The organism is Ureibacillus acetophenoni (genome assembly GCF_900220965.1).
In the GTDB taxonomy this organism is placed as follows: Bacteria; Bacillota; Bacilli; order Bacillales_A; family Planococcaceae; genus Ureibacillus; species Ureibacillus acetophenoni.
Window position 1 is genome coordinate 1 of the sequence record NZ_OBQC01000003.1, and the last position, 21,389, is coordinate 21,389.

The window sequence follows — 21,389 nt, forward strand, 5'->3', positions numbered from 1 at the left end:
TACGCTCCTAACTCTATGAAGTTAGGATTATTTTCATATAAAAGTGGCTCACTTTTCAATTGCTATGGTGGCTCAGTTTTAGCTTATCAAATACAGGCATCCTTTCGAAGTTTCCTCAATACTTCACCAAAAGCCTGATTAAGTTCCATTTATAATCACCTCTTAGTCTAAAACTAAAAGAATGAATAAATAACTCTACAGACTATAGTCATCAAACGGTTGCTAGTGTTATAATATTTTTTAGAATTGTTAAATGTTGTAATTAAGAGTAGAAAACAAACAGTAGAAACAAACAGATAGTTATGATTAAGTGGGCGGCATTATGAGAGAGAATGAAAGTCTAGTATTAGAGGAGAATGATCTATGAAAGTATTCTTAATTTATCCAGTTGAAATTGAAAACAAAGATTGGATACGTGTTGAATTTGCTGAAAATATTAATGAAGCAATTAAAAAAGCATGTAATTATTATGTGGACCATCAAGATTTTCAGTACTATGAATATAGTTACATTCATAATACACCCGAAGAGTCTAGTCCATATTACTATTTTCATCAAGATTGGAAAGGATATTTGTATGATGACGAATGGCAAATTCGACCAGATTTAAATGAAAAATATACAGATGAAACAAAGTTAAACCAATACATAAACACTCATTTTCGTGAAAATGTTTATAAATTCTTTATTGAGGATAAATCGTTGGCAGATGAATATATAGAAGTACAAGAATTTAATGCCTCATCTAATCAGCATACATATGGTTTTAGCAATGAACTTTATGCTTACTTAATGAGAAAGTTTGAGTTCGAAATACAACAAGGGTTTGTAGTTAAAGAAATTGAACTACATCAAACTATTTAATTTAGAAAAGCAACTAGTAGAAGTAGGTGAAGAGCATGGGACTTAAAGGACAAATGGGTGTCTCTGGGAACATTGAGCGACCACGAACAGCAAAACAGAAAAAAGATAATGAAGCACGAAAAAAAGCTGAAAGAAAGCAATTTGAATATTTCATTCAATACAGATGTACAAAATGCGGAAGAACGACCGAAATTCCTATGAAAGGAGTAAATAAATTATTCTGTGTGAATTGCCATGTAGAGGGTAAAGGTTTAAATGAAGTTATAAAAATGAAAACAAAAGGAAAAAGATTAAAAACTTCAGCTTATATGCCTAAAAGTAAGAAGAATTATGGAAATAAGAAGCCGAAATTTAAAAAGAAGAAATCTACTAAATAGGTAGTAATGAAATATAAAATTCCGAATCGGCACTGATATATATATCGTACATAAAGACATGTTTACAGGAAATAAAAAATTAATAATCGTTGTTAGATTAATAGTGAAGAGAGGGATTACATTGAAATTTGAATACTTTAATGATACTGGCAGAGAAATAGGCATTCATCCTGCTACAAGAGAACATGGAACCCAATGTGATATGTCGACTATTAAACACTTAGAAATACGAACATTCTATCTACCTGAGGGAACATATCCTTGGGTGAAAATGTGGGATTACGGAGAGGATCGTGGACTTAGTATTTTAGTTTCTCCTCGTGAGGTTAATGAATAGAAGAAATAAATTAAAAGTGAAGTAGATTTGAAGAATTAACAATTCTTTGAATCTACTTTTTTGTTGGATCTCAATCTCATTAACTCTATTACCATATTTTTAGTCTTGATAGTGATATATCAACTGCTTACGTTTCCTCCAGACAAACAAAAGGAGGACTAGTAAGTCATGAAAAAAGAGAAAAAAGATTTTGTATTCCCGTACTCTAACAGGGGGGTAGGAAATACATTAGAAAATGGTCTCAGAGCTTGTGTAGACTGGGTTGAAGGCACCTTCAAAACAGTCGGAACGAAACAACTTATTACAGACATTTTGCAGATGGATTTCAACAAGTTCTATCTAGATACAGGACGTTATGGTTATAGAAAGTCATTACGTTGCGGTAGTATTGCAGTGTACTATGATGGTAACGAAGATATGGGAATCCATCTAGAGATGAGAGGTCGTGGCTGCAGAGAGTATGAAAGCTACAATATATGGTCATGGAAAGAGCTATTTGGAGTCATGCTCGGTCACGGTGCATCCTTCTCACGCCTGGACATAGCTGTAGATGATTTCAAAGGATTCTTCAAATTAAAAGGCATCATTAAGAAGATAAAAGGTAGTGAACTTGTTTCTAAGTTCAATTTATCACATATTCATCAATCCTATGAAACTAACACTGGATTAGGACAGGGTTTGACGATTTATTATGGATCTTCTAAGTCTGATATTCATATTAGGATGTATGATAAATTAAGCGAACGTATTAACAACAACTATAACGTTCCAGATGACATTGATTTTTGGAACAGAACAGAAGTCCAACTACGTAACGAACGTGCACAATCTGTAGCTGAAATGTTGGCAACAAATGAAGATGGTGAACGTACGATAGGGAAAACTGTATGTGGTATTTTGAAGCATTATCTTCGTTTTACGATTAAAGGCAAAGATAAAAACCGCAGTCGTTGGAAAACGGCAAGGTTCTGGGATAAGTTCCTCAATGGTGTAGATGCACTTTCACTCTCTACAATTCCAATAGAACCTCAAACAATTGAAGACAAAGAGATGTGGTTTATTAATCAAGCTGCTCCTACTTATGCTTTGATTTATGATGCATATGGTGGAGATGTTGAGAAAATGGCCCAAATTGCAGAGTATGGCCGTTTGCGATATAAAAGAGAACATCGTGATATGATTAGCCGATTCCAAGAACAAAAAATAGAGGGTAGCTCGTAATGAGCTGCCCTTTACTTATAGGGATTCTAAAACAAAGGATTTATTAGTCTAATCATTAGTGTTTTTATTTCTTAATTCATTTAAAAATTCTCTTCCAGATATTTTTGGAAGCTTTCCTTCTTCTATCAATTTCACTGAATTTAATGCTCTTAAATTATGTTTCTTTCTATCGGAATCTATATTTTTGTTTCTAACTATTTGTTTATATAAGTCTCCATCAATCATAAACGAAAACTTATAATAGCCCATGATGAAAAAATCCTCCGCATATTAGATTTTTCTTCTTTTTATTTCTCTAATTAAAGTGCTTTTTGAAATACCTGTCAGCGCGGCAACCTGATTATACGAATTATTAGTTAGTAATTGGATGGCATGATCTAATTGTTTTTTTGTGTATTTAAGCGGTCGGCCTTCTTTAAAATTTGGTTGCTGTTTTGCGATTGCTTTCCCTTCTTGTGTTCGCTCTACAATCATATCACGTTCGAATTCAGCAAATGCAAAAAAGATGTTACGAACTAATTTTGAAGCAGGGGTATTATCAAGTAAGCCAATATTCAATATATGTACAGCAATGCCACGATCGATTAATTCTTTTACAAGTTCACTCCCTTTAGTAGCAGAACGTGTAAAACGGTCAGCTTGGTCACAAATAGTGTATCCCTGGCTGTAAGAATGACAAAATCAACTTAGAACCATATATTACCTCCTAAATATTCGAAATTAATAGTATAATAGTATTATTAAATAAATATATAGAGGAATTATTATGTTTGTAGCATTAGATCAAAATTATCGTTTAGTAGAGACACAGCAAGGGATTGAAAAAGCTATATATTATTGTCCTTGTTGTTTAGAACCAGTACATTTTGTTCGTTCGCAGAAGAAGGTATGGTATTTTAGGCATAATAAGGCGTTAGGAGAGAAAGAACGACAAGAATGTGAATTGTATAGTAGTGGACTTTCTATCTCAAACGAAATTGATTTAGAGGAACAAAGTAATGGAAATCTACGCTTGCAACTACACACAGTTGAAAAAACGCACTTTTCTTTACTCTTCCCAAAACTTACTAAAGAACAAACAATACGTCAAGAGAAAATGGGGAGTTATTTTCATGTGACTCTTGAAGAAACAAAGCAACAACTAAGTTCTGTACACTTGATGCATCATAGTGAGACGAATTTTTTACCAGTTACATTATGTGATTCTTACACAATAACTATTTCTGAAAATGTAAAGGATAGTGCTATAAAAAAAGTATATCAAGGAGTATATTATCTTCTTCAAAAGCCTGTTCTTTTTAAACCGATTGCAGGTAGAATTATTCACATTCCATACGAGGATATTACTATTCAAGATGAGTTCTATATTCTGTCAAGAGAACCCTTATTCTTTCCACAAGATATTAATGTACTACAAAAAGAAACGCTCGAAACATTTATTTTATATCAGTGTGTGATGAATGATGTATTTTCAATAGATTGTATGTCTTGGTTCAAACGTATTCTTGGCAAAAATTTATTACCATCAAGTTATCATATTGATGTAATACAGCCTGTGAAATTTATTCAAGATGCAGGATTGTTTCAAGTTCAACAGACAAACGTTACGTTAAACCTTTCATTTACTGGAAAACATAAAAATCAGGAATTATTGAAAATCAAGCATCCAAATGGGCAAATTACACACCAAAAGGTTGCACCTGGTATTATAAAATTACAACTCCCTCAGCAAGGTATTTATCAATTATCAGTTACTCTACTACGTGGTGCTATTTTAACCGTTAAAAGAGTAGAAAAATTAACAATACCTGAAATAGATTCTCCAAGTTGGATTATTAATAATCAGGAAGTAATTTTCCGATTAAAAGATCTAAAAGGGGAGCAATTTGTAACAAAAAGTGATTATCCATTAAATTATTACAATGGTTCTACTAAAAGACAAAGTAAAGAAATAGTCTTTGACTTTAAAGATGAAATGGTTGCGACCATCCCCTTTTTATGGACTATTAGACTCAGAAATCCAATCCAAGAAATTACATTAGATTTTCAAGAACTTCTCTTTTTCTATAAAACACAAGCAGAACTGGTGAAAGTAGATACTTTATTGTATCGTAGTATATTAACGAAAATTATTGAATCGAATCAACGACAATTATTGACTTTTATGAGAGGCTATCCAAATATGCTTCCGAAAAGATTCATAGATAGGTGAAAATTATGATTATTTTAGGAAAAACAAAAACTCTATTCTTTCCCAACACGGACAAAACCGAACGACTTGCAATCGATGTTGTGGCAACTTTAACAGATAACGTTTTAATTCCACTCCATGAGGAATTTCTTCAACAAGTACTACCAAATAACGGGAAAGTATTCGTACCTAGCTACTTCACAGTGCCTGAAGAGCATCAATATAAGCTATGGGAACTGGAAGAAAGCCATGAATACTCGCCATCAGTACCGACTTCACGCAAATATTTTTTAAAAAGGGAAGTACTAGATGTATCGCTATATGAAGTAATTACATTACAGGCAAATTTTGAAACTGAAAAAAGAGCAATCGAAACAAAATTACGTAATCCAATTTCCTACAAAGAAAAACCACTTCCGCATGTAGTATTTACATCTAAAGATGGATATGTCATCGGCCCTGTAAAGTTAAAACACATATTTGATGAAGCTTACACTCTAGTAGAAGATAATTATGTTGAAGTCTACAAGATGGATGTCGAACAAATAACGATACAGAATCGTAAATTTGCCATAACTGATATTACTGAAGGTAATTTTGTAGGTTTTATTGACGTGGCTGATGATGAACGAGCAGTGCGTGATTCATTAAAAATTTTAAAAGAGCAATATGATTTTGGAGATCTTTCACGTAAAGTAATAGCTCGATTATCAGAGATTTATACAGACAAAAGTGGCGAAATAGGAGAACGTCTAATTCGTGCACAGCAAATTATTCAGTCAAAAACATTTAGTGAAGAAGCCGAAAATTTTTTCCGTAGCCAATTATTAGATTTACCTTATGTACAACAGGTAATAGCGGAACAAACAGATGAAGCGCTTGAAAAATTATTGATAGAATTTAAAGAGAAATATAGTAAGTTATTAAATGAAATCGAAAAAGTAGAACAAGAATTAGAAGAGAAAAATCAAGAGCTTATTCAGACTGAAGAAGTATTAGAACAAAAGCATACTCTGTTACATTCTGTTGAAGAAAGTTTTTCTGCAAAACTTACTCAGCTTGAAAAAGAATTTGCAGATGCATATGTAGAGTACTTTTTACGACAAGGTATAAATATACAAAAACCAATAACACAGAATCAATATTCACAACAAATAACAGAAATATCACCAGCATGTGTAAAAGTAGTTGCTAAAAATCAACATCTTGCCACTCTAAAAGAAACACATGAAATATTCCATACGAATCGCAAACTCTTACATATTCGAGACCGTTATGAAACACTTCATAAAACCGTATTAGGTGCTATTTTATTCCGCAATCCGCTCATAATTGCGGGGCCCCAAAGCTTTGAGCTTGCACAATTTATTGGGCATACGTATAGCGCAAATAAATTCTTTTCGGTTGTACCAGAAGTGAATAAGTTTAGTTTTGCAACACTTGAACATATAGCACCGTGCACGGAAGATAAATTAAGCTCAGTTCATTTGCATAACCTACACTATACACAAGGGGAATTTGCATTGAAGAGTTATGTGGAGTTGATGAAGTGGAGTGATAGGGCAACACAACTACTTATACTAACATTTGATAATGTGCAAGATGCAATAAATTGTATTCATCCACTTGGTTGTACGCCACTCCTTTATGCAGAAGATTATCTTAATTATATGATTCTACCAAGTAAATTTAAAAAGTTGCACTTTTCACAAATTGATCTTACTGAAGTAGAAGAATTAGAATTAACAGATTGTTCCACATTTAATACAGAATTTGAAGCATGGTTTGAGGGAAAGTTTGGTTACCAGTTTGAACAATCTTTTGCCTTAGATAATTGGTTAAGTATCATTGCTTCAGATTTAGATGGTTCAAATAACAAAGAGCTGGAGCATGTATATAAACTATTTGAACATTATATTTCTCGCCTGAAACGAGACGAAGAATCATGAATTGGATACCGTATTTAATAGAAAAATCGCTATACATAAAAAGCGTACTAGCATCACAAAAGCAAAATGGAATTGAAAAGGTACATTTTCGGCAGCTTACACCAGTGCTAAGTCGCTTACTAGCAAATGCACCACAAGAAGTACAGGAATTTCTTCAGCACAAAAAAGACACACCTGCCCAATGTTTACTCAATTGGTTATCTTCTATCGGAGAAATTATTAAGCTAGATGATGGCTACTACACTATTTGGGCACCTTGTAATTTGGAGCTCCCCAGTACTAAGCAGAAAGTAGGGGTACGTTACGTTCTTGAACATGAGTCACAGTTCATTACGATTACTAGTAAACCTGATGAATCAAAATCTTTATTGCCGATCACAGATTATCTATATGCACCTACTTTAGAAGAGACACTTAATCAATATCAGTCATTTACTGAAATCGATGATCTTGACACGATTTATCGTTTTACCAAATATGGGCGACAGCAGGTAACGAAAAATTTTACAACAGATAAGTTGTATTTAGCGGAAAAGAAGCAGGCATTTGCACATGGTGGATATAAAACACATCGTTTTCTTGCTAAATTCCAAAAGGGTTGGCACATACAACAAATAGCAGATAAAGATATTTGGAGAGTTTATTATGCATTGAACGCACGTGCAGGTCGTTATTTTACGTATAAATTAGAAAAGCAGTTGTTTTTTACAGAACTAGAGTTACAAATGAAATTACCACATGAGGAATTTGCATTACTTTCATTAATTGGTATGCCGAAAACATTTAAAGACGCGAAGTCTTTTTATATACCTAATGAGAATTTAGACGATGCAATTGAAATTTTGCAAAGGTTAGAAATGAAGGAGAGGAGCTAAATAAATGGACTACACATTAAATAAAGTGGCCGATCGCTTACAAAAAAGGCTTATTGAATATATTGAAACGCGTTATGTAATCAGTAATGATGTTTTACAGAAAAAGCGTCATGCCATGCTAGAAACGCCGGGAACGCTTCGCACTGCACCGTATATAGAAGCAACCCCTGTTTATGAACTTGGCAGTGCATATCAAGATATGCATATTCCACAAAGTACGAAAGAATTGATGACAGAGCTTGCTGAATACAATATTGGTGTATTCCCAAGGCCATATGTCCATCAGCAAATAGCGATGGAAACATTTTTAAGCAATGGTAACGACCTGATTGTTTCAACAGGTACTGGTTCAGGTAAAACAGAATCATTTTTACATCCAATGCTAGCTACACTTTATGAAGAAGCTGTGACAAGACCTGCTTCATTTGTTCAGCGTGGTGTACGAACACTTATTTTATATCCGATGAATGCTCTTGTAGGTGACCAAATGACACGCCTTCGTAAATTGATGGGTGATGAACGTGTGAAATCACGTTTTCATACATATGGCCGAAATCCACAATTTGGAATGTATACCTCTAGAACGCCATATGCTGGGACTCCGAATAAGCTCAAAGATCAATTACAGCTACAACCAATCTTAAAGCATTATTTAGAAATGGAGCAAAAAAATCCAGATATTGCAAATCAATTAAAAGATCGTGGTAAATGGTATGCTAAAGATTTACAAGCTTTTAAAGATTCCAAAATGCCAAAAACCTATCGTTATACAACTAGCCCTACTGATGCTGAATTACTAACACGCCATGAAATACAGCAAACACCGCCAGATATTCTAGTAACGAATTATTCCATGCTTGAATACATGCTTATGCGTCCCATAGAACGTAGCATTTGGCAGGATACGAAGGAATGGCTAGCAAAGGATTCAGCAAATAATTTTGTACTAGTGCTAGACGAAGCACACATGTACCGTGGTACAAGTGGTGCTGAAGTTGCTCTACTAATCCGTCGTTTGCAAGCAAGACTTGGCATTTCACGTGATCGTATGAAAGTAATCTTAACTTCTGCATCACTTGGCAAAGAAGGAGACGAAGAAACACCAATACGCTTTGCACAGCAGCTTACAGGAGTTGCTGCATCACGTGAATTTAAGCTGATAACAGGTAAAAAGGAATCTCGTCCACAAGGTAAAGCAATGACAGCTAATGATGCATTACATTGGGCAAATATTGATTATTCAATAGTGGCTGAATGGAATAAAAACTATCAAAATGTAGTAACGCATTTACAGCCTATTTTCAAAGCACTAAATCTTGATACACTTCCAACAGAAAAAAATGAATTCCAAGAGTTTTTATATAAGCAACTAGATGGCTATGGTCCGATTGAACGAGTAATCAAGCAAATTAGTGGCAATGCAACATCTATTAAAGAGTTAATTGAAGTTATTTGCCCAACTTCAGACCTTACAATAGCTGAAAAAGCAATTAGTCAGCTATTACTCGTTGCCAATACTGCAGTTAAAAACGGACGCGTTTTATTACCAGCACGTTTGCATTTGTTCTTTAGGGGTTTATCGGGGGTGTATATTTGTACAAATCCGAACTGTGATAATTCAAAATTCTTAGGGAAGATGTATGATGCATACCGTGAGCAATGTACATGTGGTAGTCGAGTCTTTGAAATGTATACACACATGTTATGTGGTGCGGCGTTTATAAAAGCGTTTCGTGAAAAAGATGCAGGATTTCCAACATATTTATGGAGTGAACCAGGTAGTGATATTGTTGGCGAACCGTTAGAAGAAATTCATTTACTTATCGAAAAGCCAAATAATCGTGCGCTTGAAGGCGATATATTAAAACCTTTATGGCTAAACGTCAAAACAGGGTATATCGTTGAGACTCCACCTCAACAAGTGATGAATTATATTCGTGTTTACATGTCAGTTGAGAAACCAAAGAAGTACCGTAAACGAAAATATTATTCTCCCGCTAAGTCATTTTATACTTGTCCCTGTTGTTTAAAAAAATCACAAAATAATATTCGGGACCTACGTACAAAAGGAGATCAGCCATTTGGTGAGATTGTCCGTGAACAATTTGCCATTCAACCACCAGTTAGTGGTAAGGAAGATTTACCAAATGAAGGTCGCAAAGTGCTACTTTTCTCAGATGGCCGTCAAAAAGCCGCACGTTTAGCACGTGATATACCTTTAGAAATGGAAAAAGACGTTATACGTCAGCTAATTTTACAAGCAACAACATTAGAAAATGGAATAAAAATGGACAGTTATTTTTATAACAAAATACTTTATTTACTTAATAAAAATCATGTTCAAATCTTAGATGGTGATGATCGAAAAAGTATACAAAACGATGCGGAATATTTTCAAGAAGAATACGAAAATGACCTTGAATATATTAATGAAGAAGCGTTAGAGCCATCTAAAACTTTAGTTAAACGCATTTACCAAGTCGTTGGAAATCCTGGTTATTCCATTTACGATACAGCAACAGGTTATGTGACATTAAGTGCTCCAATTCTAAAACGAAAGCATCGGAACCATGAAAGTTATATTTCAAAAGAAGATTTTGAAACGATTGTGATTTTATTTATAAAAGAAATGTTAGCAGATGTCTCCATTAATGATGCTGTACTAACACCAAATGATCGCAAAGAAATTCTTGGACAATATCGTTCTGAAGAGGAATGGAGTCGTAATTACGGAGATTTAAGTCGAAGTTTAAAAAAATTGATTGAATATATTACCCCAAATAATGTGCAAGAGATTATAGATGAGTTATACAGTCTTTGCCAAATGCAGAATGACCGTTACTTATTAAAAAAAGATCAGCTTATTATTAAGCAAGGTCTCGAAGATAATTGGTATTACTGTACAGATTGTCGTGAAATTCATTTACGAACAGCAAAAAACTTATGTGTAAATTGCTTGAGTAATAACGTTAAAGAGCTGATACCTAACAGTGAAGCGTTTAATGCATTAAAAGGATTTTGGCGCTCGCCAATTCAAGAAGTGCTTGATGGTGTACGTATTAAAAACGTACGTGTAGAAGAACATACAGCGCAGCTTTCTCAAAAAGATGTTCGCCATGCACTTGCAACAACTGAAAAGTATGAGCTTGGCTTCCAAGATATTGAAATGGACAAAGGTATGGGTGTGGTAGATATATTAAGTTCCACAACAACTATGGAGGTAGGTATTGATATTGGTTCTTTAACCGCGGTTAGTCTCCGCAATATGCCACCACAACGTGAGAACTATCAACAACGTGCTGGGCGTGCTGGGCGTCGTGGATCATCATTATCGACAGTAATCACATACGCACAAGATAGTCCACATGATCACTACTACTTCAACAATCCTAAGAAAATGATTAGCGGTGATACACGTGATGCGCTTATTTACATTAATAATAAAAAAATTGTCCAACGTCATATCAACGCCTTATTCATTCAAACCTACTTCCATGAAGTAGTACACGAACTAAGACATGAAAAGTATACAAAAATTAATGAATCACTCGGATATACAGTCGATTTCTTTGAAGGAGAACCGCCGTTTAATTTTGAATCATTTGATGATTGGCTTACTGAACAAAATCATAAGAAATTTAAAGGTATTCCAGGTGTTTATGATATTATTCCGGAAGAAATGGTTGCTGAAGAAGATGACCCAACACGAGCGAAGGTAAATATTATTCGTGAGGCGATGGGTATCTTACTAGACGAGCTTCCTACAAAATACCAAGAAAACATTAAATCATTAAAAGTAGCTGAAGGTGAAGGGGCAGAGGAGTATGTGGCAACGAAATTGTTCATTGAATTCTTATTTAACTATGGATTCTTGCCATCTTATGCATTTCCAGTTGATTTAACAAGTTTCTATATTCAAAAGAAAGAAAACAAAGAGATTATCTTAGAACAACAACCACAACTACAATTAAACCGTGCTTTAAGTGAATATGCACCTGGCCGAATGCTTGTTGTGAATAAAAAGAAATATCGAGTAGGTGGAATCTTTAATCCATACTTGAAAAATCCATTTAGTGATGAAGTGAATCATCAGCTTGACGAAGTCGTGTATTGTGATCGCTGTCACTTTACAAAGCTTGAGCAATTTGCTGAAACAAAGTGTCCGACATGTAATGCAAAATTAAAACGTATGTCTTATATGCGGCCAACAGGTTTTTCTCCAGAAAAGGGTAGAGAGCTACAGGAATTCGATTTAGAACAAGATTACAGTTACGCAAATGATCCACAATTACCCTTTACTAATAGTCAAGAATCGTTAAAGTTCGAGTTGCTCTACAATGGCAATATTCAATATGCTACAAAATTAAATGATGAGCTTATCATCATGAATCGTGGCGTCCATCGTCAAAATGGTTTTAATATGTGTAAAGATTGTGGATTTATTCAGCCTATATATGAAGGAATAGAACCACCGACAAGTCACTTCAAGCCATTTTTAACAAATGGTCGAGATATTGAATGTAGAGGGGAATTACATCAAGTCTTTTTAGCGAACAGGTTTAAATCAGACTTATTATTTATTCGACTGCATCTCTCAAAACAGCTTGATATAGGTGAAATAAAGGCCTGGTTAAATAATGCTCTAACAACAATTGGTGAAGCATTTAGCTTAGCAGCCGGTCGTGTTTTAGACATTGATGCACAAGAACTATCAGTCGGACATCGTTTCGTACGAGAAGAAGATAATGAATTGTACGCAGACATCTATGTATTTGACACACTTGAAGGTGGTGCTGGGTATTCTCTAATGGCAGGTGAGAAAATCCAAGAAATACTTGGAGAAACAATGAATGTTCTAGCTGAATGTCCAAATCACTGTGATTCTTCTTGCTATAAATGCTTACGTCACTATAATAATCAGTTTAAACATAAATTTTTACATCGAAAACTTGGGCATGAACTACTAAGTTATTTAATGAATAATCAATTTGAACAGTATGATGAAACTGAACAACAACAATGGCTCAGTAGAATAATAGAAACGCATCAACTCTTCTCAGGAACAGTTTCTATTCCATTTAATAAACGAAATAATATCATATACATTGAACTATTTGATCAAAAGATAGCGTTGAAAAATAATATCATGGCAATGAATAATGAGCACTATTTATATTTTTCACCATTTGAAATTCAGTTTGCCTTGCCGAATGTTTATATAGAGATTAGAAAAGCGATGGAAGTGATTAACTCGCTTTAAATAACCTGCTTTACAGAAAAAGATTAACAGAATCAATTTCTATTTATACTATTAATTATCGTGTTGAACATGAAATTTAAAAAGGACATATGGAAAAGGTTAAAACGGAAGTAAGTAGATTGTTGAAGGAGAAGGGAGTAAATATCCCTTCTTTTTTGTGTTTATTGTTCGAATGCTTATACAAAGTAATATTCACAATTCGTTCACAAAATAAAAAGAATTTTTACATTTGGACCGAAAAACATGGAAAATGACTATATTAAATAGTGGCAGGCTATTATTATAGAATTACTAATTAAGCTCTAAAACCCTTATTAATCAACAAATAACTACTACACCCCCACAGAAAGCATCAATTTTTATGATTTTAAAAAAGCCTCGAACGAAGCTCAAATAGCCGAAGGCTGGGAATATATAATCGCAGTGAAATTACTAAAAAGGTGAATCCAAATAATCATAGGATTCACCTTTTATAAGGTTTACGTTATCAAATTTTATGTTATCAGTAACAGTAAACAAAGACTAAATTTACTTAATTTTGTTCTAATTCAAGAATACAATTTGGTACTGGGAAATTGCTATACAAATTAACATTTGCATCATTTCGAAGTAAGCGAGCTCTACCAATTGATTGAATTAGTTCACTTTCAATAAAATAGAACTGGATGTCTCTAAGGATTTTGTTATCGGGGAAGGTTGTGAAGTGAAATTCAAAACCATTTCTTTTTACTAACGTTGGATTTATTTGCAAACCATTACTCTCATCGATTTTGATACGGTTCAATGTAAGAGCGGTTAAAAGATACTTGCTTGGAGGAAAGTGGGGAGTACCTACAATTATTAAATCTTCACCTGAAAATTGATTTAATCCCATTGTAGCACCAAAAGTTGCAGCTATATCAATACCTTCATTTTCAAGTGATTTTGCGTATTTTTTGAATGTAATTACTTTGGTGTTTTCTTCATTTTGTTCTTTTAGTTTTTTAACAAACAACTTAATGTCTAGGTTACTCATTGAAGCACGTGAATAACTTCGATCATAATGAAGAATTACGCTTCCTTTGGTTTCAGTTTCACCGATATCATGAAAGGTTACTCGCTCTCCCCAAATGGATTTTCCGATTGTTCTTGATGTTGTAGCAGAAAACATAATATATTTCTTGTCAGTTGGGAAGTTGCTTCTGTTCTGTACAAAATCAATGATGCCATTATCGTGTTTGATATAGTGAGTTGAGTGGATAAAGTTAATGATATTTGAGGTTAATTGAGCTGAATTGTTTTGAATGCATTTAGTGAATACACCATGTTTGAGTTCGAGTTTTGGGGTATCAGTGTAAGTCTCATTAGATGTTGATTTTACTGAATCTATAAAGCTTTCAATAGATTCGTTTTGTGAGGCTAGTAGCACTTCAAGATCTGTTATGTTAATATTGCTTGTCTTAATAACAGAAGGAATAATATCCTCATCAATAATAAATGTATTTATGTTTTTCATTGCAGGTGGATGCATCATTCGTTCATGAGTCAAAATAACTGTAGAAGCTGAATATGCTTTTGTGATGGATTGGCTATATTTAATAATTGCGTTTTTATGTTCTTCAGACTCAGGTTGTTTTTTTCCTGAAATGATGTCTTGTGTGAATGAATTGAACAGTTGATTGGCTCTGTTATATAGGCCTAATTGATGCGATTGTAGTATCTCTTGATCTAGCATAGGAGTTGTCGATGGTTTTTCAGAAATATAAACAACATCCAATTCAGGTTGAGTCCCTTTTATAGATTGATAGATTTCTTTTGCCAGCCGGTGATTTGGAACAGCAATAGCACAGTTCTTAAGGCTATGGGAAGTGTATAGTTTTGATTTACCGATACCAGTTGGAGCCTTTATTACATGTATAGATCCATCAATTGGAGCATCTAAAAATTCGTTATATGCTGCTTGAAGTTGGTATTCTCCATCAGAAAGTGGAACTGTAGGCAATGAAGCTACACGTTTTATCTTTCCTTTTTTTACATCCAATTGTTGTAGTATGTTCTTTCCATTTCGTTCACATTGATCGAAAAACCTACATCCTGTACTACATTTTCCCCTTGGATTACAGCTAGATGGTTGATAGTTATGATTACTGAAATATTGACAGTAATATTTAAAGTCTTCAACCTTATTTGTCGTAATGTGATTTTCATTCAATTCAAGCGAGTCAATTAATTTTTTTTGTCCTCCTCGTGCATGAATGAGGTTCATGGCGATATGTGTTATTTCATCATGATACAACCATTCACCATTTTCCAAAGCATTAACGAGTTGACATCGAGTTTTCAGGTTTTCTAAGTCTACCCGCTGTTCAGCTTTCATTTTATTTGTAATGTTATCTATAACGTATTTCTTTGGCTTTTTATCAATTGGTGTGCGTATTAATTCCTCTTGAGTAATGGAAAAATTAAAGGTAATACGATTGTTTGTAACAGTGTTGATAGATACGGGGTGAAAAGTTGTCGAGTTCGTGCTCACCTCTATATTATTATTTATAGAAGTGAGCATGTTTTCGACAAAAATTGCTGGTCCTTTTTTGTTTATCTGATTGATTGCAGTTTCTTGACAGAACTTCCGCATCTCTCTACTAAATTGATTGGTACATGTCTTTTTCAATTTGGTATAAACCATTTGGGACAATAGCTCAATTTTAAGCATAGCAGATTCATCTATCTCAGTTGCAAGCCCTCGACCACCAAAGAAAAGCCGTGAAACATCCTTAGCTTGAGGATCTTGTTTGTTATCAAAGATAACTGATAGCGACTTTTGAATGTAGTTGTATATGCGAATGTCAGTAATAAATGCATTTAGCATATACACAACACGGAACTTCTCTTTACCTTCTACACCATGGTTGAAAGTATAGTAAATGAAGTTTGGCTTTAGACCATACTCCTCGCCTATTGCTTTGAATTCATCTAGTGATATACCATCATCAAAATCAAGTCCAATTAATTGAGTTCCCGCCCATTTTACTTTAGACCTACTTAATTTGCCGTCTACTTCTTTAAATAGACTTGGACAAAATGAATAGCCTTTCACAACATATTCAGCTAGTTGCTTAATGCTATATTCACGTTGTCCTTGAAGTGCGGAAGTTTGAATTTCTTTGATTAGATTACTTGAAGGCTTATTTGAAAATGCATTTTTTGTGTCAATAGCACATTTGATTATAGTCATTAAAATCACTCCGTTGTTTTCGTATATTTGGCTCTGTATCAGCCGAAATAAAAACAACCATTTGATTTTGAATAATCAAGAGGTAATGCTTACCAAGAATTTATCTCCATTATATATATCTAACTAAGGTATTCTTTAACAAGGGTAATTAATGATCAGTAACAACCATATCCATTAATATATTGACCATTCAAAATTGAAATGCTTACTTTCATTCATGTAAAACAAATACATTTTTACTAGAGGAATTACAATGTAGAAAGTAACGTTTTCAAACCATCAATTACAGTCGTTTGTCAATATGACTGAAGAACAAATCTCGAATGAAGGTCGACGTGTAATAATCAATAAATTAACATCAATGGGTATGCAAAATATCGTAGTTGAAGGTAGAGGAAAAAAGGCTATTTTCACATTCCGAAACCCCTAATGGATTCTACAAATGATTGATGTTGCCAACTGACAACAAACTTCCACGTTACTCAAAGGTAGTTATAGAATGTATAAATGCCTTAATTCGTGGCAATACACAAAATGGCTTTATATCTGTACGTAATGGAGTAGTTACGGTAATCACAAACAAGTGTGGGAAAAAATTAAGGATGTAAAAAAGAACTTCTTAAAATTTAGGAGAAATTTTTTGTAAGAGGGGGTGGGCACGGAAAGATTTTGATTTAGAGCTTTATATAACCTACTTTCGCCTCGAAAATTTATATAGAGTTTCCTCTATAAAGGGCTTCAGGTCAGGAAGAATATAAATTTGAGCGTTTCCATGCTTCCACTAATCCCTTAGTTTATATAGGTGAAGCAGACGGTGTCTACTCACTCTTACAATCTCATTTGAGAGAAAAAGATTTTCGGAATGAATTAATCGTATTTATTAGCAAAGATGACAATTTAAATAATGCAAATATCAAATATATTGAAAGTCGATTATATGAATTAGCAACAACTGTAAATCGGTACAAAGTTGAAAATGGAAACCTACCATGTCTACTATTTCAGAATCAGATCGAGCTGAAATGGAAGAGTACATAAGTAATTAATAATTATTGTAAACACGTTAGGACATAAGATATTCGAAGTACTTAGAGAAAAGGAAACCAATGAAGTAAAAGACTAATATTACATACGTGCTGCAAGAGGTTCAGATGCAAAAAGAATTCAAACGCAAGAAGGATTTGTCGTATTAAAAGGTTCAAAAATTGCTACAACAACTGTACCTTCTTTGAGTAAGAGTCTTTTAACAAGAAAGAAGCTTTAATTCAAGAAAATAAAATATCTAATATTAATGGTGAATTAATCTTACAGGAAGATTCTTTGTTTACATGCCCATCTCTAGCTGCATCAATAGTAACGGGAAGTAGCATAAATGGTTTTATTGCATGGAAAAATGAACATGGGGTTAGTTTGAAGGATATCGAATGAAAGTAAAGAAGAATACGAGAACAAATTAAGATGTCTATAAGTTTTAAGAAGATTTCCCTTAGTTTAGCTTGGGTGAAATCTTTTTTAATTTCAATAATGAGAACCATAATATATATTGTAGGAAGAATGGTATAATAATGGAAATAGTCGAATATTACTATTATCTTGGTAGATTGAAATGCGATTAGAATATTTGAAAAAATAAAAACTGTTTCTAAAATTTTTAAGGAGCAATGAAATGGAACACGATAAGAGGTTAAAGAATATTCGTTTAGGTTTAACTGGTAATGGCACGATTCCTATAGCTGTGGATACTGGGATTAATATGGGGAGTTATTCGCTCGCTAGTTGGGCAGCAGAAAAATTCAATCATAACTTTGATTATTATGATAGAGCAATTGATGCAGTATATAACAGTTCACATGTCGGTGGTTCTTCCTATCATCATTTACTTGATGGACAACATTCAATATTAGGAGCTTTTAATGCTGTAAAGGATGTTAAAGCAGATGATTCTTTTGTTACGGAATTTCTACAGGCAGGAGAACATTTACTAAGAGATACGGCCTCAATTTCAGGGATTAATCCATTTTTTTCGTTGTCCTCAGAGCAATTTAACAATTTAGCTTCAATGGTACAGCCTCTTGGAATCTCGAAACCATTTTTAGCAGATGCATTAACCATTAACGCCCCTGAGTTATTAGGAGGAGTCATAGCATTACTTTCAACTATAATATTAGGAAAAAAAGCTGATCTTACTTTAATTTCAAAGCTATCAGGAGCATATGTCGTATCTGCATTGGTAAGTGCAAATCCATTACTTGCAACAATTGCTGGGGGTGGATTGGCTTATTCATTATTTAAATCAGAAAACAAAAAGGAAGCATTAATTACTGCTGGAAAAGGAGCTATCGTTTCTGGAGGATCATTGTTGATTGGTGGATTAGTGGGAGGACCAGTATGGTTAGGTTGCATAGTTGCTGTAACTGCTGCAATCTCATTAAATTACGTAATTGAAAACCCTAGTAAAACGATTTCTAGAATGAGTGACTTAATAAAACCAACTAGTAAAATATTGAGAAAAGTCTCACTCTCACTCGATTAGGAGGAAGTAATGGAGTTTAGTTATAAAGAAGAAATAATAAAACTTAAGGCTTTTCAATCTGTTTTTAACCAAATAAAATCTATAGATCCCAAAATGGGGAAGAATATTCAACTATCTTTAGAATCTGCTGTTAAAGAAAGTCATGATTTGTTAATGAATGCAAGAATAAAAGAAGAACTGCAATTAGCTTTAATAAAGGAACAAATTAATATTCAATCACAAAGTAGTCAGTATTTAAATATAACGGATGAGATCACTCAACAGAAAAACAAATTATTAGAGTTTAAGCCAAAAGCTTACCACGAATTTATGGAAGAAGTGGAAACTAAAGTTGCAGGTTTAATGCATAGTAAAAAATTGGCGATGTATAGAGAGATTGAAAAAGATGGAACATGGTATAGCGGACTTAGGGATTCTGGTAAAAAAAGTGGTGGTGCATTAATTAATGCAACTGTCAAAGGGATAAATAAACTATCTAAAGAATTTCAAGGTAAGCAAATCATTGAAAAAGAAAAAGTAGTGGATTCAAATAGCATCGTGGAAACTGTACTTGAAAAACATTTAAATAGTGAAATAGTAGCTAAAGAAATAAGTGAAATACTTTCTAAAGCGAGTAAGAATTATGAGAAAAAGTGGATTGAACAAATTTCTATTAATATACCAAACATAAACCGATTATCTGCATATTCCATTTCAAATTTAACAAAGAATAATATAAGAATTGATTTTCAAATTGGTGCAGCAGAGCAAGTATTAACAATGGGGTTAGGTTCAGCTGTTGTAGGAGCTGTTGGGTTAGCAGCAGGATGGCACACAATGACTTATGCGATGTTGAATGTTTTTCCTCCTGTAGCTTTATTTGCTGCAACGGCAACAGTATTTGTTGGTGTTATTACTAAAGATAAAGCTGTTGTGAAAAGAAAAAAGGAAATTGATGATGCAGTAAATCAATACCATCATCACTTTTTACTTCAATTATATTCAATGAAGCTTCAAACGCTTGGTAATAAAAGTACGTCCATTTATTTTGAAGATATGGGAAACAAAATTGTTGATGAAGCAGTAAGACAGTGGGAAGAAAATTACTTTGGAGATTTGAATATGGATCATTTTAGAATGCTTAATCAGGCATTTGTGAAGCATCTATTGTATGTAAATGAGGCAATGGATGAACTAGTATCAAATTAAACGTAAATAGAGTGGATTTCCATTTTCAAAGGACTTTTTATTATTTGATATTTTTAAAGGTTGGGATTTAATGAATGAACTATTAGAAGCGTTTAATAATGGAGATCTTTTAAAAATTCAAAGGATTTTAGCTGGTAACGTTAAAGATTTATTGTTAGATGCTGATGAAAGAGTGATAAGTGATATATTACGAGCTGTTAGAAGAGCTTATAAAGATTCGAATAATTTAGATTTCCTAAATGCTGGAGATTATCTTGCTCAACATGTTTTGTTACAAGTAAAAGATAACCCATTTATCAATAATGCCTATGGATGGATTTTATATGATTTGTGTTTCAGCCAAAACTTATCAGTTGCCATTAGAATGGATATATATGAAAAAGTAGTTACTATTACTAGACAAGGAGAATATTCACCTTACGAACAATTTATATGGAAATTAATTGATCTGTTAGAAAAGGAGCCAAGTGATCAAAAACAAAACATCTTAACATGTTTAAATCGTTTAAATCCTGATTTATTAGATCGAATTCCATTTCTTACAAATGAAGGACGCGAATTGGCGTCTAAATTGGAAAAGTGGTTTTCAAAACAAAGTAAGCTACGTTACGAACTGAAAATGTATGACACTTGTATCAAAGCATCAAATGAATTTCTAAAGAAAATCTCTAAATTCCATCATGACAATGATTCTTGGACTAAACGTCGAATTGCACTATGTTTAGTAGAATTAAATCAATTGAAAGAGGCAAAACAGGAGCTTCAGAATTTATTAATCCACTTTGAACACTCTAGTATATATGCAGATTTAATGTCAATTGCAGTAAAACAAGGAGACCTGCAAATTGCAAAAGCGTATGGAGCAAACGCTATTCTTCATAGGAGTGGTGAATTAAAGCATAAATTAAAAGTTTTAGATACTATGGGTGAAATCTATGAAAAAGAAAATGAGGGTCTAGCATATTCCCATTATGTATTATTACAAACCGTTCGTAAAAGAGAAGGTTGGTCTACAAACAAGGTTGTTGAGGAAAAAATTTTAAAATATAAACAAAAAAATGTTAGTTTATTGGAACAAAAGGCACTTCTACCATATTGGAAAAATGATGCTTACTCGATTTTCGAAAAAGCGACAGGGATAATAAAAAACTTATTACAAAATGGAGAATCAGGGTTTATCATTACAGATGATGGAAGAGATGTATTTTTCAGCATGCGAAACAATCGACAATTGAAACGAAAAGTTCTTATACAAGGTGAACGAGTGACTTTCTACATGAAACCAACTTTTGATCGTAGAAAAAATCGAAAATCTATCGAGGCCATCAATATTTTTCTGTAAAATTCAAATGTCTTATGAGATGCTTCAAATAACCAGAT

At 33.4% G+C, this 21,389-nt stretch carries 14 protein-coding genes and 1 pseudogene; 12 read left to right on the forward strand and 3 right to left on the reverse strand.

The window, feature by feature from the left end; genetic code table 11:
• Nucleotides 1-363 precede the first annotated feature (363 nt).
• From CRO45_RS05515 to CRO45_RS05530, 4 genes are all read left to right on the forward strand, one after another.
• Nucleotides 364-864 carry a hypothetical protein gene (locus CRO45_RS05515; protein ID WP_097148660.1) on the forward strand — a complete coding sequence of 167 codons (501 nt, stop codon included), beginning with the start codon at nt 364-366 and terminating at the stop codon, nt 862-864.
• Nucleotides 865-899: 35 nt separating this feature from the next.
• Nucleotides 900-1,241, forward strand: coding sequence for a hypothetical protein (locus CRO45_RS05520; protein WP_097148661.1), 342 nt, complete (start codon nt 900-902; stop codon nt 1,239-1,241).
• A 121-nt stretch (nt 1,242-1,362) separates the two neighbouring features.
• Entirely contained in the window at nt 1,363-1,578 is a 216-nt protein-coding gene (locus CRO45_RS05525) for a hypothetical protein (RefSeq protein WP_097148662.1), read from the forward strand.
• Nucleotides 1,579-1,746: 168 nt separating this feature from the next.
• On the forward strand, nt 1,747-2,799 hold the full coding sequence (locus CRO45_RS05530) for a replication initiation factor domain-containing protein (RefSeq protein WP_097148663.1): 1,053 nt from the start codon (nt 1,747-1,749) through the stop codon (nt 2,797-2,799).
• A gap of 48 nt (nt 2,800-2,847) precedes the next feature.
• On the opposite strand, the gene CRO45_RS05535 is transcribed toward CRO45_RS05530, so the two are convergent.
• Both CRO45_RS05535 and CRO45_RS05540 read right to left on the reverse strand, forming a co-directional pair.
• On the reverse strand, nt 2,848-3,048 hold the full coding sequence (locus tag CRO45_RS05535; RefSeq protein WP_097148664.1) for a hypothetical protein: 201 nt from the start codon (nt 3,046-3,048) through the stop codon (nt 2,848-2,850).
• Nucleotides 3,049-3,069: 21 nt separating this feature from the next.
• Nucleotides 3,070-3,473: pseudogene (locus CRO45_RS05540) on the reverse strand (recombinase family protein); the annotation flags it as partial.
• A 92-nt stretch (nt 3,474-3,565) separates the two neighbouring features.
• Between CRO45_RS05540 and CRO45_RS05545 the strand changes: the two are divergent.
• From CRO45_RS05545 to CRO45_RS05560, 4 genes are read left to right on the forward strand one after another with little or no spacing between them, the layout of a single operon-like run.
• Complete coding sequence (locus CRO45_RS05545) at nt 3,566-5,011, forward strand: competence protein CoiA family protein (RefSeq protein WP_097148666.1); 1,446 nt, start codon at nt 3,566-3,568, stop codon at nt 5,009-5,011.
• Between the two features lie 5 nt (nt 5,012-5,016).
• Nucleotides 5,017-6,939, forward strand: coding sequence for a coiled-coil domain-containing protein (locus CRO45_RS05550; RefSeq protein WP_097148667.1), 1,923 nt, complete (start codon nt 5,017-5,019; stop codon nt 6,937-6,939).
• Nucleotides 6,936-7,814 carry a hypothetical protein gene (locus tag CRO45_RS05555; protein ID WP_097148668.1) on the forward strand — a complete coding sequence of 293 codons (879 nt, stop codon included), beginning with the start codon at nt 6,936-6,938 and terminating at the stop codon, nt 7,812-7,814. Before CRO45_RS05550 ends, CRO45_RS05555 begins: the two co-directional genes overlap by 4 nt.
• Before the next feature lie 4 nt (nt 7,815-7,818).
• Entirely contained in the window at nt 7,819-13,074 is a 5,256-nt protein-coding gene (locus tag CRO45_RS05560) for a DEAD/DEAH box helicase (protein ID WP_097148669.1), read from the forward strand.
• A gap of 532 nt (nt 13,075-13,606) precedes the next feature.
• Here the strand turns inward: CRO45_RS05560 and CRO45_RS05565 are convergent.
• The gene (locus CRO45_RS05565) at nt 13,607-16,288 is read right to left on the reverse strand and encodes a hypothetical protein (protein WP_097148670.1); all 2,682 of its coding nucleotides are present in this window, start codon (nt 16,286-16,288) and stop codon (nt 13,607-13,609) included.
• 1,263 nt (nt 16,289-17,551) lie between these two features.
• Here CRO45_RS05565 and CRO45_RS20435 point away from each other — a divergent pair.
• The 4 genes from CRO45_RS20435 (at nt 17,552) to CRO45_RS05585 (ending at nt 21,351) form a co-directional block, all read left to right on the forward strand.
• On the forward strand, nt 17,552-17,716 hold the full coding sequence (locus CRO45_RS20435; protein ID WP_097148671.1) for a DUF4357 domain-containing protein: 165 nt from the start codon (nt 17,552-17,554) through the stop codon (nt 17,714-17,716).
• A gap of 238 nt (nt 17,717-17,954) precedes the next feature.
• Nucleotides 17,955-18,821 carry a hypothetical protein gene (locus CRO45_RS05575; protein WP_097148672.1) on the forward strand — a complete coding sequence of 289 codons (867 nt, stop codon included), beginning with the start codon at nt 17,955-17,957 and terminating at the stop codon, nt 18,819-18,821.
• Between the two features lie 9 nt (nt 18,822-18,830).
• Nucleotides 18,831-20,009 (forward strand): hypothetical protein, encoded by a 1,179-nt coding sequence (locus CRO45_RS05580; RefSeq protein ID WP_097148673.1) that lies wholly within the window; start codon nt 18,831-18,833, stop codon nt 20,007-20,009.
• Between the two features lie 70 nt (nt 20,010-20,079).
• Nucleotides 20,080-21,351, forward strand: coding sequence for a cold shock domain-containing protein (locus CRO45_RS05585; protein WP_097148674.1), 1,272 nt, complete (start codon nt 20,080-20,082; stop codon nt 21,349-21,351).
• Nucleotides 21,352-21,389 lie beyond the last annotated feature (38 nt).

Bases quoted from the DNA above. Each gene is read 5' to 3' on its own strand.
- CRO45_RS05535 (WP_097148664.1), bottom strand. From the start codon at position 3,048: ATGGGCTATTATAAGTTTTCGTTTATGATTGATGGAGACTTATATAAA.
- CRO45_RS05580 (WP_097148673.1), top strand. From the start codon at position 18,831: ATGGAGTTTAGTTATAAAGAAGAAATAATAAAACTTAAGGCTTTTCAA.
- CRO45_RS05520 (WP_097148661.1), top strand. From the start codon at position 900: ATGGGACTTAAAGGACAAATGGGTGTCTCTGGGAACATTGAGCGACCA.
- CRO45_RS05530 (WP_097148663.1), top strand. From the start codon at position 1,747: ATGAAAAAAGAGAAAAAAGATTTTGTATTCCCGTACTCTAACAGGGGG.
- CRO45_RS05565 (WP_097148670.1), bottom strand. From the start codon at position 16,288: ATGACTATAATCAAATGTGCTATTGACACAAAAAATGCATTTTCAAAT.
- CRO45_RS05555 (WP_097148668.1), top strand. From the start codon at position 6,936: ATGAATTGGATACCGTATTTAATAGAAAAATCGCTATACATAAAAAGC.
- CRO45_RS05585 (WP_097148674.1), top strand. From the start codon at position 20,080: ATGAATGAACTATTAGAAGCGTTTAATAATGGAGATCTTTTAAAAATT.
- CRO45_RS05575 (WP_097148672.1), top strand. From the start codon at position 17,955: ATGGAACACGATAAGAGGTTAAAGAATATTCGTTTAGGTTTAACTGGT.
- CRO45_RS05545 (WP_097148666.1), top strand. From the start codon at position 3,566: ATGTTTGTAGCATTAGATCAAAATTATCGTTTAGTAGAGACACAGCAA.
- CRO45_RS05515 (WP_097148660.1), top strand. From the start codon at position 364: ATGAAAGTATTCTTAATTTATCCAGTTGAAATTGAAAACAAAGATTGG.
- CRO45_RS05550 (WP_097148667.1), top strand. From the start codon at position 5,017: ATGATTATTTTAGGAAAAACAAAAACTCTATTCTTTCCCAACACGGAC.
- CRO45_RS05560 (WP_097148669.1), top strand. From the start codon at position 7,819: ATGGACTACACATTAAATAAAGTGGCCGATCGCTTACAAAAAAGGCTT.